This window comes from Kitasatospora sp. NPDC059973 (genome assembly GCF_042737525.1).
In the GTDB taxonomy this organism is placed as follows: domain Bacteria; phylum Actinomycetota; class Actinomycetes; order Streptomycetales; family Streptomycetaceae; genus Kitasatospora.
In genome coordinates, this window is sequence record NZ_JBHWUI010000037.1 from 26790 (window position 1) to 40081 (window position 13292).

The 13292-nt window shown below is 71.8% G+C and carries 10 protein-coding genes; 3 read left to right on the forward strand and 7 right to left on the reverse strand.

Going from position 1 to position 13292, the window contains the following annotated elements:
- Positions 1–64: 64 nt before the first annotated feature.
- A complete protein-coding gene (locus tag ACFWA9_RS13220; protein ID WP_329490498.1) occupies positions 65–436 on the reverse strand; it encodes a YbjQ family protein in 372 nt (123 codons plus the stop codon).
- 122 nt (positions 437–558) lie between these two features.
- Between ACFWA9_RS13220 and ACFWA9_RS13225 the strand changes: the two genes are divergently transcribed.
- From ACFWA9_RS13225 to ACFWA9_RS13235, 3 genes are all read left to right on the forward strand, one after another.
- Entirely contained in the window at positions 559–1494 is a 936-nt protein-coding gene (locus tag ACFWA9_RS13225) for a hypothetical protein (RefSeq protein WP_329490499.1), read from the forward strand.
- Positions 1495–1559: 65 nt separating this feature from the next.
- A complete protein-coding gene (locus ACFWA9_RS13230) occupies positions 1560–2171 on the forward strand; it encodes a hypothetical protein (RefSeq protein WP_380386445.1) in 612 nt (203 codons plus the stop codon).
- A gap of 97 nt (positions 2172–2268) precedes the next feature.
- A complete protein-coding gene (locus tag ACFWA9_RS13235) occupies positions 2269–3003 on the forward strand; it encodes a peptidyl-tRNA hydrolase (protein ID WP_380386447.1) in 735 nt (244 codons plus the stop codon).
- 586 nt (positions 3004–3589) lie between these two features.
- Here ACFWA9_RS13235 and ACFWA9_RS13240 read toward each other — a convergent pair.
- The 6 genes from ACFWA9_RS13240 to ACFWA9_RS13265 form a co-directional block, all read right to left on the reverse strand.
- The gene (locus ACFWA9_RS13240) at positions 3590–4420 is read right to left on the reverse strand and encodes a terpene synthase family protein (protein WP_380386450.1); all 831 of its coding nucleotides are present in this window, start codon (positions 4418–4420) and stop codon (positions 3590–3592) included.
- Between the two features lie 168 nt (positions 4421–4588).
- On the reverse strand, positions 4589–6067 hold the full coding sequence (locus tag ACFWA9_RS13245) for a cytochrome P450 (protein WP_380386453.1): 1479 nt from the start codon (positions 6065–6067) through the stop codon (positions 4589–4591).
- 99 nt (positions 6068–6166) lie between these two features.
- The gene (locus tag ACFWA9_RS13250; RefSeq protein ID WP_380386456.1) at positions 6167–7801 is read right to left on the reverse strand and encodes a prenyltransferase/squalene oxidase repeat-containing protein; all 1635 of its coding nucleotides are present in this window, start codon (positions 7799–7801) and stop codon (positions 6167–6169) included.
- A gap of 67 nt (positions 7802–7868) precedes the next feature.
- The gene (locus tag ACFWA9_RS13255) at positions 7869–8960 is read right to left on the reverse strand and encodes a polyprenyl synthetase family protein (protein ID WP_380386459.1); all 1092 of its coding nucleotides are present in this window, start codon (positions 8958–8960) and stop codon (positions 7869–7871) included.
- A gap of 917 nt (positions 8961–9877) precedes the next feature.
- Entirely contained in the window at positions 9878–11566 is a 1689-nt protein-coding gene (locus tag ACFWA9_RS13260; protein WP_380386462.1) for an IPT/TIG domain-containing protein, read from the reverse strand.
- A gap of 520 nt (positions 11567–12086) precedes the next feature.
- Positions 12087–13046: an IPT/TIG domain-containing protein gene (locus ACFWA9_RS13265; RefSeq protein ID WP_380386465.1), complete on the reverse strand. Its 960-nt coding sequence runs from the start codon at positions 13044–13046 to the stop codon at positions 12087–12089.
- Positions 13047–13292: the final 246 nt, after the last annotated feature.

The window sequence follows — 13292 nt, forward strand, 5'->3', positions numbered from 1 at the left end:
CGCGGGGGAGGACCCTCACGCCGGGACCCGGCGGTGGGTGCGGCCAGGGGCTCGGGCGGCCGGCTCAGGTGAGCGGGGAGATCACCACGGCGGTGCCGTAGGCGCAGACCTCGGTCCCCGCGTCCAGCGCCTCCGTCACGTCGAACCGGAACATCAGGACCGCGTTGCCACCGCGTGCCTTGGTCTGCTCGACCAGGCGCTCCATCGCCTCGTTGCGGCTCTCTACCAGGGTCTTCGTCAGACCCCGCAGCTCGCCGCCGACCAGTGACTTCAGGGAGGCGCCGATCTGGCTGCCGATGTGCCGGCTGCGGACCGTCAGGCCGAAGACCTCGCCGATGACGTGGTCGACCCGGAAGCCGGGGATGTCGTTGGTGGTCACGACCAGGACCTGGGCGTCCGGGCGCTGCCCGCCGCCGAATTCGTCGATGTTAGCCATGGGGCCATCCTGCGGGCTGCGTACCGCCGGTGGGCAGAGGCATGGCCGGGAACCGGCGGAGAAGGCGCCGAGATGCCGGACGGACCGGTGATCGGTCGGCGGAAAGGCCGTACCGTAGCCCCATGGGCGAGCGAAGCGATCATCCACAGGGGCCGGGCGCGGCGGAGGACTCGGGCGCGCAGGAGATCGAGGCGACGGTGGTGCTGGGCCTGCGGATCACCGACTGGCCGGCGTTGCGGGCGGCCGCGATCGCGGCCGTCGAGGAGCTGGACTTCGCGGGCGTCGACCCGGCGGGTCAGCGCCGTGAGCTGCTGCGCGAGGTGTCCGAGGACGCCAACGCGGCGCTCGGCGCGTTGCTGCACCCGGACCGGCTGGTGGCCGCGATCGCCGGTGTCGAGGCGATCGGCGGCACGCTGGAGATCAGCGTGACCGAGGACTTCGCGCCGGATTTCGCCGAGTTGTTCCCGCTGGACGGCGGCGAGGACGAGGACGGCGGCGGCGGGGCCGGCGACTGGACGCTGACCCCGCGCACGGCCTGCCTCCTCCACGCCCAACTGCTGGGCCTGGCCGACGCCGCGTACGACGACCTGGAGGAGCACGAGGACGAGCCGGTCGGCGACGGCGACGAGACGGACTGGACGGTCTTCGCCCGGCTGCCGCAGCGCACCTGGCGCCAGCACCGGAACTGGCGCCGGGCGATGGCCCGCGCCTTCGACGACCTCGCCGACGACCTCGCGCTCGGTGAGTGGCCGCTGCCGCGGAACCTGGCCGAGGAGATCGCGCTGCGGATGGCCCTGGTGGACGCCCGCACGCTGCTCGGCGCGCAGCCGGAGTCGGTCGCCGACATGATGGGCGACCTGCCGGCCGACCTCTACGACTACGACTGGGACGGCTGCCACGACGAGCTCTTCGGCGTCTTCGGGCCGGACGACGGCGATCCGGAGCTGAGCACCGAGCAGCGCACCGAACTGCTGCTCGCGGCGACCCACCCGGAGGGCTGGTTCCTGGTGTACGAGGACGCCGAGGAGCGGGATCCGCAGCGCGGCTACCGGCGCTGACGGCGCGGGTCGGGGCGGCCCGGCCGGGTGGGGCGGGGTGCGCGGCGGCCGGTTAGGCTGCGGGCATGTCCGATTTGTCCGACAGTCCTGACGGGCCCGCCGCCGGCGCGGGCCTCGCCGACGCCGGTGCGGCCGCCGCCCTGGGTACCGCCGTCTCCGGCGCCCGCGCCTTCGGAGCCGCCGCCGGAGCCGCCGATGCCGGTGCCCACGACGCCGCCGGTACCGACGACCGCGTGCTGGAGCGGCTCACGCTGGGCCTGGAGGGCGTCGAGGCCGCCCAGCGCGGGCGGCGGGCGCAGGCCCGGGAGAGCTTCGAGCGGCTCTGGCACGAGCTCGGCGAACGCGGCGACGTCTTCCACCGCTGCGTCCTCGCCCACTACCTGGCCGATCTGCAGGACGATCCGCACGCCGAGCTGGAGTGGGACCGCCGGGCCCTGGCCGCCGCCGACTCGCTGACCGCCGAGCGCGCGCAGACCTACGCGGCCGCCCTCCAGGTCCGGGCGTTCTACCCGGCCCTGCACCTCAACCTGGCCTCCGACCACCTCAAGCTCGGCGAGCCCGAGCCGGCGCGCGAGCAGTTGGAGCGCGCCGTGCGGAGCCTCGACGCGCTGCCGCAGGACGCGTACAGCGCGGGTATCCGGACCGCCGTCGAGGAGTTGCGGCAGCGCCTGCGCTGACCGGCCCGCCGGCCCCCGGTGGGAGCCCCGGGCCCGGCGGTGCGTCCCGGCCGACCTGGCGTGATCACCGCCGCGTGCGGGCTGGCATGCTGGACGGGTGACTTCTCCGTTCGACGCCCCCGTCCCCGCCCCTGCTCCCGAGGACCGCGACGCCCGGCCGCAGTACGTGCTGCCGCTGGTCGTCCGGCTGGAGCGGGCCACCCCGCCCGGGCGGACCGACGCGCTGGAGACCTCGGCGCGGGCCGTGCTCACCCTGCTCTCCGACCCCCGGGTCACCGCGCCGGACGGCGAGTGGGCCGAGCGGGTCGAGGCCTGGGAGGACGCCCGGATCCGCAAGGTCGTCCGGCGCGCCCGGGGCGGCGAGTGGCGCCGGGCGGGCGAGCTGCCGGGCATCACGGTGGCCGGCCGGGAGGCGGAGGTGCGGGTGTTCCCGCCGGTCCCGCTCGACGGCTGGCCCAAGGAGCTCGCCAAGCTCCAGGTCTCGGGCACCGATCTGGAGGAGAGCGGTCCGGTCGCCGAGCCCGGGGCGGGCCTGCCGGTGCTCTGGCTCAACCCGGAGCTGGAGATGAGCGCCGGCAAGACGATGGCCCAGACCGGCCACGCCGCCCAGCTCGCCTGGTGGCGGCTGGACGACGCGCAGCGCAAGGAGTGGGCGGAGTCCGGCTTCGCGCTGGCGGTCCGGACGGCCACCCCGCAAGCCTGGGCGGAGCTGGTGGCGAGCGGTCTGCCGCTGGTCCAGGACGCGGGGTTCACCGAGATCGCCCCCGGGCTAACTGTTGCACTCGAAGGCGGCGAGCGCTACTGCCCCACCCCGCGCCTACGACGTCCGTAATGCATCACCTTGACCTCAACTGGGCAACGTAGCAGGTGAGGCGCGCGTTCTGGTGACCGCACGCCTCCGGCAGACCTTCTTGGAGGGGTGAAGGGACGGCGCTTCCTCTGTCAGGCAGGACGGGCCAGCATCCGCCAGCGCTTGGAGGACAGTCCACCTGCTGTCGCCGCCGAGGAGTAGGGGGCGCGGAGCCGCAGGTCGCGGCCCACGCGGAGATGATCGGCGAGTCCGGCTCAGCCGGTCCGCAGGGCGTTCATCAAGATCAATGGCGATCAGGTCGCGGCCGGGTCATCGGGGTGGGCCACGACGAAGGCTTCCATCGGGCCGAGGTCTTCGGGGGACGGGCTGCGGGCTTCGCCCGCGCGGACGGAACCGCCTGCTGGTGGTCAGGTGCTGGGCCGGCCCGTGGGCATCTGGAGGCCGAAGTCGCGGAAGTTGACGGCGTACCAGGCGCATCTGTGACGCCCTCTCAGAGCGCGCGGCGGCGACGAGGGCTCTGTGTACGGTTCGGCGACCTTCGAGGCTTCGATCTGGAGCCAGGCGTGGTGGAAGGCCATGCGGGCGAGCCTCGAGCTGGCCTCGTCGGTCAGCTCCCTTCGGGCATCTGGACGGTGTCTTGGTGTTGGTAGAGCCGTACGGTCCAGGTGGTGAACCTGTTGAGGGCGATGGCGGGCGCGTTCCCGTTGTCGATCAGCGGTTGGCAGATCTTTTTCAGGTTCTGCTGCGCGTTCGCGAGCTCGGTGTTGAGTCGGGGGCGGGAGAAGCCGAGGCTGAGGGCGTTGATTTTGCCTTCGCCGTGTTCGCGTTCGGTTCCGGCGAGGTCGTTGGCCACGCGGACGGCGAGGCTGGCGTGCTGTGCGGCGTCGGTGAGCAGGGGCAGGTGCCTCGGGAGGTCGGGTGCGTCCATGGCGGCCCACAGCGTGGTCATGAGGGGCAGGACGCCAATGGAGTCCGCTGCGATCTTGAAGTACTCCTGTGCGCCGAAAGGAAGGCTTGCCTCCTGACCGTGCCAACGGCTGGCCTGGTACTCGACGGACATGGCGTCGAGCATGCGGTGGAGGGATGCGCGGAGCTGGGGGTCGAGGAGGTCGTGCGACGGCAGTTGGGCGAGGCTGTGGAGGATGCTCTCGAGTGCGCCGGCGATGGGGTTTCCGGTCCCAGGGGCGGCGCCGTTCAGCACGTTGCGGCAGCTGTCGAAGGTGGCGTCGACCTCCGCGGCGTCGGCTTCCGCTGTGTCGGCGTGGTCGTCGACGACCACGATCCAGCACGCCAGGCGCGCGGCGGGCAGCAGATCTCGAGGTCTCATCCACGGAGCCGTGAATACGGCGGTCATGGTGCATTCCAGGAGCAAGTCGCGGCGGAAGTGCGGCTGCAGGTCGCGGACGGCGTCGGTGAGTCTGGCGTGCAGTTCGATCATGCTTGCGGCGGTGTCCGCGCCGACGTCGGCGGGGAGGTCCCGGTCCAGGCGCCATGCCGACGGCGCCGTGCGACGAAAGTCTCGGTTAATTGTGGCCCTCTCCATTCGATCTTCCGGACGCGCCGTGCTCCGGTTCGGCGTTCCAGCGGCAGACTGCCGAAATGCGTATCACTCCTTTGCTTCGGGGCAAAGTCGCTGTTCGCCGGGGTGTGAGGGCTCTGCCTCCCCGTGGGGAGGGAGAGAAGCGGTGGGGGCCGTGGTGCGGGTGGTGGCCCGCAGCTTCAGTCCGCGGGGGGTCAGGGCGGGGCCGCCGATGGCGGGGCGGACGCGCAGGTCGGGGAGGGGCTGCAGGCGCCAGCGGTTGGTGATGGTGGCCAGGGCGAGGGTGGCCGAGGCGGCGGCGAACCGGTCGCCGATGCACTTGCGGGCTCCGCCGCCGAAGGGGAGGAACGCCTCGCGCCGAGGCGGATGGGGGGCGCCTGGTGCCCACCGGTCGGGGTCGAACCGGTCGGGGTCCGGATACAGGTCGGCTCGGCGGTGGATGAGATAAGGGCTGTACAGGATGGTGGCGCCGACGGGGACCGGGTGCCGGCCCAGCTGGGTGTCGGCCGTGCAGACGCGGGTGGAGCCCCAGATGGGAGGCCACAGGCGCAAGGTCTCGGTGATGACGCGGCCGGTCAGCTCCAGGCGGGGCAGGTCGGCGTGGGTGGCCGGGCGGCCGTCGAGGACGGCATCGACCTCGGTGTGCAGGCGCCTCTCGATGTCGGGATGCTGTCCCAGCAGGTGCAGCGCCGAGGCCAGGCTGGATGCGGACGTCTCTGTCGCGGCCAGGAAGAACGTGACGATCTGATCGATGATCTCGGTATCGGTCAGCATCTGCTGGGCGGGACCGGAGTCGGGGTCATGGGCGGTGAGGAGCATCGACAGCAGGTCGCCGTGGTCGATGCCGGCGGCCCTGCGGTCGGTGACGATGTGCCGGAGGTTGCGGCGTAGGCGCACCCACGCCTGCTGGTAGCGGCGGTTGCCGGGGGTGGGCAGCCGGGCCAGCAACGGTGGTGTCGCCATCTGCACGGAGAGCGCTTTGATGATGGTGTTGAGGTCGCTGAGTGATTCGGTCAGCACATGGGGAGGCGTCGTGGCCGAGAACATGGTGTCGAGCGTGATCCTGGCGGTGAGCGCCTGTGTTTCGGCGAGTACATCGAGGATCTGGCCGTCCTGCCAGGATCCGGTCGCCTCGGCGGCCCGCGCGGTGGTGGCCCGCGCGTAGCCCGGGAGGCGGGGGGCCTGGAAGGCGGGCTGGAGCATGCGCCGCTGACGGCGGTGCTCACTGTGCGGACAGGTCAGCAGGGCGTCTCCCACGACCTTCCGGCCCAGGTCGAAGATCGGTCCGCCCTTGTCGAAGATCTTGTCGTTGCGCAGGACATGGCTGGTCAGATCCGGGTCGCAGACCACCAGCGCTCGCAGCGGCCCGAGACGGACCTGTACGACGTCGCCCTGTGCCGGCAGGCCGGCGAGGAACTTCAAGGGGTTGCGCAGCAGCGGCACGAGATGGCCCAACAGGGGCAGTTCCCCGGCTGCCTTGGGGACCGGACTGCCGGTGCCGTCCCCCTTGTTGCCGGTCGTTGACGCTGCCGGTGATTTCGCCATGGGGCACTTCCTCGGAAGAGACGTCGGGTGCGGGTGAGAGATCAGCGCGTCGATACCCGCCCGCGCCCCTGCTTTCCTGTGGCCGGTGCCACAAGGGGGCTAGCGGTTCCCGGCGGCGCCCGGCGGCGGTGTGATGCCTCGAGCTGCCAGCTGGGCGAGGTGCAGGGCTGCGACGGCTGGGGCGTGTGCGAGTGCGGGGTGGTGGTAGAGGTCCTTGCCGGTCCAGAGCTCGGCCCCGTCCGGGTGTGCGATGCGGGCGAGCAGGAAGTCGCTTCCGCGGGTGACGGCGTGCTCGATCGCCGGGCCGGCGGTGCGGGGGGTGAGTTGGAGGGTGAGCAGGGCGTAGGCGGTCTCTTCGAGGGTTCCCTGCCACCGGCCCCATGAGCCGTCCGGGCGCTGGGTGGACAGCGTCCACTGCAAGGCCTTGTCCACGGCGGTCGCCGCAGCGCCGGTTCCGTAGTGGGCGAGGGCCAGGGTGCAGCACATGGCCGGGTAGTAGGGGGAGGCGTGCCATTTGTCGTCCCAGCTGCCGTCGGGCCGCTGCTGCTCACAGATCCAGGTCGAGAGCTTGGTGACGGCCGCCTGGTAGCGGTGGGCATCGGGCGGGCCCGGCCGAGCGGCGGCGAGGTGCTGGCCCAGTGCTTCCAGCTGATGGGCGTTGGTGCTCGGGGATGCGGTGCGTTCTCCCGGCCAGGTGCAGAAGTGATCGCCCTGCTCGTACCCGAACAGACATCCGGGGTCCTGGGGGATTCCGAGCAGGGCCAGCGTGAACAGCACGATGGAGGTGGTGTCACCGTCGACCGGAAGGCCGGCCCCGCCCGCGGCGCCGTCAGGGCCCAGGGCGTTCACCAGGCCCTTCACGAGGTGATCGGGCACCGGGGGGTACAAGCCCGCGCGGGCCAGGACACCCAGCACCGCCGCACGCTCGAAGACCTCGATGGGAACGGGCGCCGGCGCCAGGCCGCCGAAGTCGGACACCACTGTCTCCAGGAAGGCGATGGCCGGACCGTGCGTGGGGGCAGGGCCGAGCCATGCTGCGGTGGCCGCCGGCGAGGCTCCCACGGTGCCGGGTTCCACCGGGCGCACCCCCCGGGCTCCACAGGCCGCGTCGCCGGCGCTCTCCAGCGAGTACAGGGCCTTGTCGGGTACCGCGCCGCCGGCCTGGAGCCGGGAACGCAGCGTGGCCAGAACGTTGGCGTCGACATCGGCCGGCAAAGACAGACGGCCCGACGGCAGCCAGGTTTGTGCAGCCGAGGACGGAGCGTCGCGCAGCCTGTCCAGCTGGATGTTGACCGCCTCGATGAGGGCGGGGACGACCAGTTCGATCGCGTGGGTGTCTGGCAGCGGTGCGCGCATGCTGCTCAGTTGGCGCAAGAGTGCCTCAAGGCCCCGGGCGGCGCACGCGGCCACGCGCGCCCGGTCGGCGCCGGTTACGCCGGGTGCGCGCTGCAGGGTGGTCAGCAGGGCCTCGGTCGCACTGAGGGTGGGCACCAGAGCGAAGCCCTCCGATGCCGCGGGGCCCCAGTTCCCGTCCGCCTGCTGGGTGTCGAGAAGGTGCTGCAGCCGCCTTTCGTGTCCGGCCAGCCAAGGCGCCAGACTCACCAGCCGCGCTGTTTCGTACAGCGAGGGGGCGGGGCGGCCCCAAGGCGCGGCCACGAGATCGGCGATTAGCTGGGCGGCTGCCGCGGGGGCATCGAAACGGCTGGTCTGCGTCGGTGCGTCGGCTGTCGTCATCGCTGGTCTCCGTGGTGAGGATCCGGGCAAGGCTGCATTTTTGGCGTCGTCGACGGGAGCGGGGACGTCATGTGGTTCTGTCCGTGGTGGTGTGGGCGAGCTTGCGCAGGGCCGCGGTCGCGGAGGGCGTGAACGGCGCCTTGTCCAGGGCCTGCAGGGCTTGCTCGAAGCGGACACGGATCATCTGCTCGACTTCCTGGCGGGCTCCGGTGGCGGTGAGGATCTCGCGAACATCGGCCGCACCGTCGTCGTCCAAGTCCGGGTTGCCGATCAGCTTTTGCAGCATGCGCCGCTGAGAGGCATCGGCGCGCTGGAGGGCAAGCGCGACCAGAACGGTCTGCTTGCCGCCGCGGAAGTCGTCCGAAGCGGACTTCCCCGTCCTGCCCACACTGCCGAACGCGCCCAGCAGGTCATCACGCAACTGGAACGCCTCGCCCAGAGGCGTCGCGAAAGCGGTGCAGGCGGCCAGGACAGCCGGACCCGCGCCACCGAGCAGCGCACCGATGTGCAGAGGGCGCTCACAGGTGTATTTGGCGGTCTTCAAACGGACCACACGTAGCGCCGCTCCGACATCCGCGGTGAACTGTCCAGCGGTGACGAGATCTAGGTACTGGCCGTACATCAGCTCGGTGCGCATCGTGTCGATGACCGGGAGCACGGCCGCAAGCCGGCTGGGGGACAGACGGGCTGTGTGCAGGAGTTCGTCTGACCAGGCCAAGGCCAGGTCACCGACCAGGATGGCTGCGCCGGTGCCCACGCGGTCGCTGTCACCGGGGGCACCTGAGGCGCGATGACGGTCGGCCAGGGCACGGTGGACGGTCGGCCGACCCCGGCGCGTGTCGGAACGGTCCATGAGGTCGTCGTGGATCAGGGCGAAGGTATGGAACATCTCCAGCGCGGCCGCAGCACGGATCACCGTCGCGGGGGCGTCGTAATCCTGCGCGGTGTGCCAGCCGATCACACACAGCAGCGGGCGCAACCGCTTCCCACTGGCGAAGACGAAGTCACCCAGTGCCCGGGGCACCTCGTCAGGCAGGCGTGAGTCCACCGCAGCGGTGACTTTGTGCCGCAGGAACTCCTCCAGCACCGCGTCAACATCTTGGCGGATGCCGGGCAGGTCCAGCGTGAGTGCGGCCGTGGAGGCCTGGGAAACCGTCAAGGCCGGTTCCGGCCCCAGCCCCGGGCATACACCGGTCTACCGCCCGCCTCGGCGGCGGACAGCGAAGCGGCCTGAACACGGGCAGGGCAGCGGAGAGCAGGCAGGAGAGCCAACAACCATCACATCCAGCGCTTGAAGGGGCAACCTCGTGGCGGGAACCTACCCAAGTCCCCAGGACGGAGAAACAGTCGTCCCGGGAAGCACGCAGGCGCACACCGCACCCGCTGGTCACTCCAGAGGTCCACAGCCCTTACACGCCCGCCATGCGCCCCTGCCCCGCCCGTACGCCCCTGCCCGTTCCGCCTCAACCGGAGCCCTCATAGGGATCAGCGGCGGCCCGGCAGGCTTCCCGGAGCGCCCGCCGAATCCGTAAAGCCTGCGGTCTTCGGTGTAACTCCGGACCAAGGAAGAACACTTGATGCGCGACATGGCTGTCTCTGTCGCGGCGGTTGAAGAGGTACGGCCGGTCGAGCTGTCGGCGACCTGCTGGACGACGGGTTGATCGGGCCCCGCCGACGGCAGCAAGGCCGTCTGTGTGCGAGACGTCGGCGGACCAGCCGTCCTCGGCGGCATGGTCGTGGGAACCATCTCCGGTGACCGCGCGGCCGCTGGCTCCACTACCGGGCCCGCGATACGCGGCACCACCAGCCGCTGAGGCCCCCGCCAGAGCAACGCCCGGGGGCCGCCCGCGTTCGCGGGCGGCCCCCGGGGCGTTGGGTCGTGTGATGAGGAAAGGCCACACCTATGCGCCGCGCCGCAGGGCGGTGCGGTCTGGGAGCGAGGGCGTGGCGAGGCCCCGGACCGGCCGCTGTCCGGGGCTTCGCGGGGACTGAACCCCCGGCCCGAGCCGGAGGCTTGCGCGAACAGGACTGGCGCCCTTCCTCCGGGGAAGGGCGCCGCCTTGGTGTCCGGTCGGGTCAGGGGCAGGTGACGAGGAGGATGGAGATGACGGTGCAGGTGGCGGTGTCAGTGTCGTTGGCCGCGTTGGGGTCGGTGGGTGCGGAGGCGGTGCGGGTCGCGGTGACCGATACGTGGCCGAGCGAGAGCAGGCTGAGTGGCACGCGGAAGGTCTTGGCCGCGTTCGCTCCGTTGGCGATGGTCCCGTAGGTGCAGGTCACCGTGCCGGTCGCGGTGGTGCACCCGGCCGACAGGTTGGTGGCGCTGGCCCCCGGGGGCAGGGCCGCGGTGACGGTGGCCGAACCGGCCGCCCCGGGGCCGGAGTTGTTCGCCGTCAGGGTGTAGGTGAGGTAGGGCACCAGGATGCCCAGATGCGGCTGCGCGGTGACGTCGACGGCGATGTCGGCGGGGGGAAGCAGGTAGGTGTACCGGCTGGCGGGGGTGGTGGTGCTGGTGCCGCCGGGGGTGGTGACGGTGATGTCGACGGTGCCGGCCGCGTGCGCGGGGGCGGTCGCGGTGATGGACGTCGCGGAGTTGACCGTGAACGACGTGGCCGGGGTTCCGCCGAAGGAGACACCGGCGGTGCCGGTGAGGTCCGTGCCGGTGATCGTGACGGCGGTGCCGCCGGAGGTCGGGCCGGAGGCGGGGCTGATGGTGGTGATCTCGGGTGCGGGGGTGGTGTGCAGGGAGAGGCGGGTGGGGCTGTTGAGGCCGGTGGCGGCGGTGGTGACGGTGTGGGTGGCGGTGTCGATGGCGTAGAGGTTTCCGGGCACCGTCCCGCTGGGGTTGACCGGGTCCACCGCGTAGACGGTGGTGCCGGTGGAGTTGACCTGGACGTCCTGGATGTTGCCGAGGCCGCCGACGAAGGTGGTGGCGGTGTTGGTGGCGGTGTCGATGACGTGGACGCCGTGGTTGCGCGGGCTGCTGGCGTAGAGGGTGCCGCCGTCGGGGCTGATCGTCAGGCTGATGGGGTTGTCGGCGGTGATGCTGGCGGTGAGGGTGTTGGTGGCGGTGTCGATTCTGGCGATGGTCGTGCCGCTGCCGATGGCGGCGTAGACGGCGGTGCCCGCCGGGTTGACGGCCGCGCCGTAGGGGGTGCCGTCGAGCGGCACGGTGGCGGTCACCGTCGCGGTGGCGGTGTCGATCACGGTCAGGGCGTTGGGGTTGAACGTGGTGACGTAGGCGGTGGTCCCGGCGGGGTTGAGGGCCAGGCTCGTGTGGTTGCCCGCCACCGGCACGCTGGCGGTGATGCTGTTGGTGGCGGTGTCGATGACCTCGACGGCGTGCGCGGAGGTGTCGGCGACGTAGACGGCGGTGCCGGCGTTGTTCACGGCGATCGCGGTGGGGATCCCGGGGAGCGGGACCGTGGCGGTGACCGCGGCGGTGGCGGTGTCGATGACGGCGACGGTGTTCGGGAAGGCGGCGGCCGCGTACGCGGTGGTCCCGGCCGGGTTGACCGCTACGTCCTGGGCGTAGCCGCCGACGGGGATCGACGCGGTGGTGGTGCCGGTGGTGGTGTCGACGGCCAGGACGGCCTGGCCCAGCTGGCTGGTGACGTAGGCGGTGGTGTGACCGGGCTGGAGCGCGTGCGCGGCCGGCGCGACGGCGGCGACCAGGCCGGCCGCGGCGAGTGCGGTGGTCGCGGTCAGAGCCACCACACGGCGCGCCCATCCGGTGGGAGCGGGTCGGGTGGGCAGGGTCAAGGACATCGAGATGTTCCCTCCGGAAAGTCCCGCGCCGCGGCGGCGGGAACCGGAAGGGCCCCAGGGAACCGGTGGCGGTGCGGTGGAACCCGCACACGCCCGCCCCGGTGGCGCTCTGCCACCAGGGTCTGGGCCCGTACGTCGTTCACCGCCGCGGCGGCGTCCCCGCCGGCCGCGACAGCCATCGGTCCCACCCGGGCAGCCCTGACAGCGGGCCCCCGGGGAGGGTCGAAGCCGAATATCCCAGCGGCACCACCGCCCGCGCACCGGTACCTGGGCCCTTGACCGGATTTCGCCGGTACCCGACCGCCGCGAGGCCCTACCCGGTGGTACGGACCGGCTGGCCGACAACCAAGTGGGCTGTCCCGCCGCGGAGTTGAACCTGATGCCGCAGGGGTGGAGGTGCCCTCGGTGAAGGGTGGTGCGTGGCGGCACCGGGCGGAGGCGGTCCCGCGCCCCGAGGTGGCATCACCCCGGGGCGGATTCTCTCGGGGGCCTGATCAGGGACGGCTGGCGGGGTGCGGGGTCACTGGTACAGGTAGAGGTTCTGGTCGTTGTTGGTCGCGCTGGTGCCCGCGGCGGTGGTGACCTGGACGTAGACCTTGGAGTAGGGGGCGGCCGGGGCGGTCACGGTGCAGCTGGTGGCCGTGCAGGTCACGGCGGTGGCCTTGCGTCCGGGTCCGAAGGTGACGGAGGTGGCGCCGGCCAGGTTGGTGCCGGTGAGGGTGACCTTGTTGCCGCCCGCGGTGGGGCCGCTGTTCGGGCTCAGCGCGGTGACGGTCGGCACTCCGTAGGCGTAGCGGCTCGCGGGTGTGGGGGTGCTCCACCCGCCGTTGGCGGTGCGCACCTTGACGTCGACGATGCCCACGGTTCCGGCGGGGGCCTGCATGGTGCAGGTGGTGTCGGAGGAGCAGGAGCCGTTGGCGACGTACTTGGTGCCGAAGGTGACCTGGTTGGCGCCGGTGAGGTTGGTGCCGGTGATGGTGACCATGTTGCCCCCGGCCACGGGGCCGTTGTTCGGGCTGAGGCCGGTGACCCTGGGGGGTGCGACGTAGGTGTAGTAGACGTTGGTCATGCTCCACGCGCCGTTGTCGGTGTCGATGGCCACCATGAGGTTGACCGACTGGTTGATCGTGGCGTTCGGGTTGCCCGCGGGGACGGTGCCGGTGCAGGAGGTCTTGGTGCAGTTCACGTTGGTGGCGAGGTGACCGTTGAAGTCGATCAGGGTTGCCTTGGGGTCGTTGCCGTACAGGTCGGTCCCTGTGATGGTGAAGGTGCCGCCGCCGGCCGCCGGGCCGCTGGCAGGGCTGATCGAGTCCACCTGCGTCCACGTCTGGGGCTCGGCGTGGGCGGGCCCGGTGAGGGCGGTGGGGCCGGTCAGCCCGAGCAGGGCCACGGCGACGACTGCCGCCTTGGCGGTGAAACGGCCACGCCAACCAGGGCGGGAAGGTCGGGTGGGCGCATGGGGGTTCGAGGTGTCAGCCATCTGGGTTTCCATTCTCAAAGCAGGCGTTGCCGGGCCGAGGGAGCAGCGCCGGTCCAGGGGCGCGGCTCGTTCGTTGAGCCGGAGCGTGGCCGTGCTGCCCGGAGAAGTCACCGCGAACGCTGGGGAGGCCGGTCAACGCCTCCCCGCTCAACAACCGGGCAACGACATCCGCCCCAGGGGGTAACGGCCCTGCCTGCCCCGACTTTGCGGGCCTGCCCACCCTCAGGGCCGCGCCCTTCTGCGGCG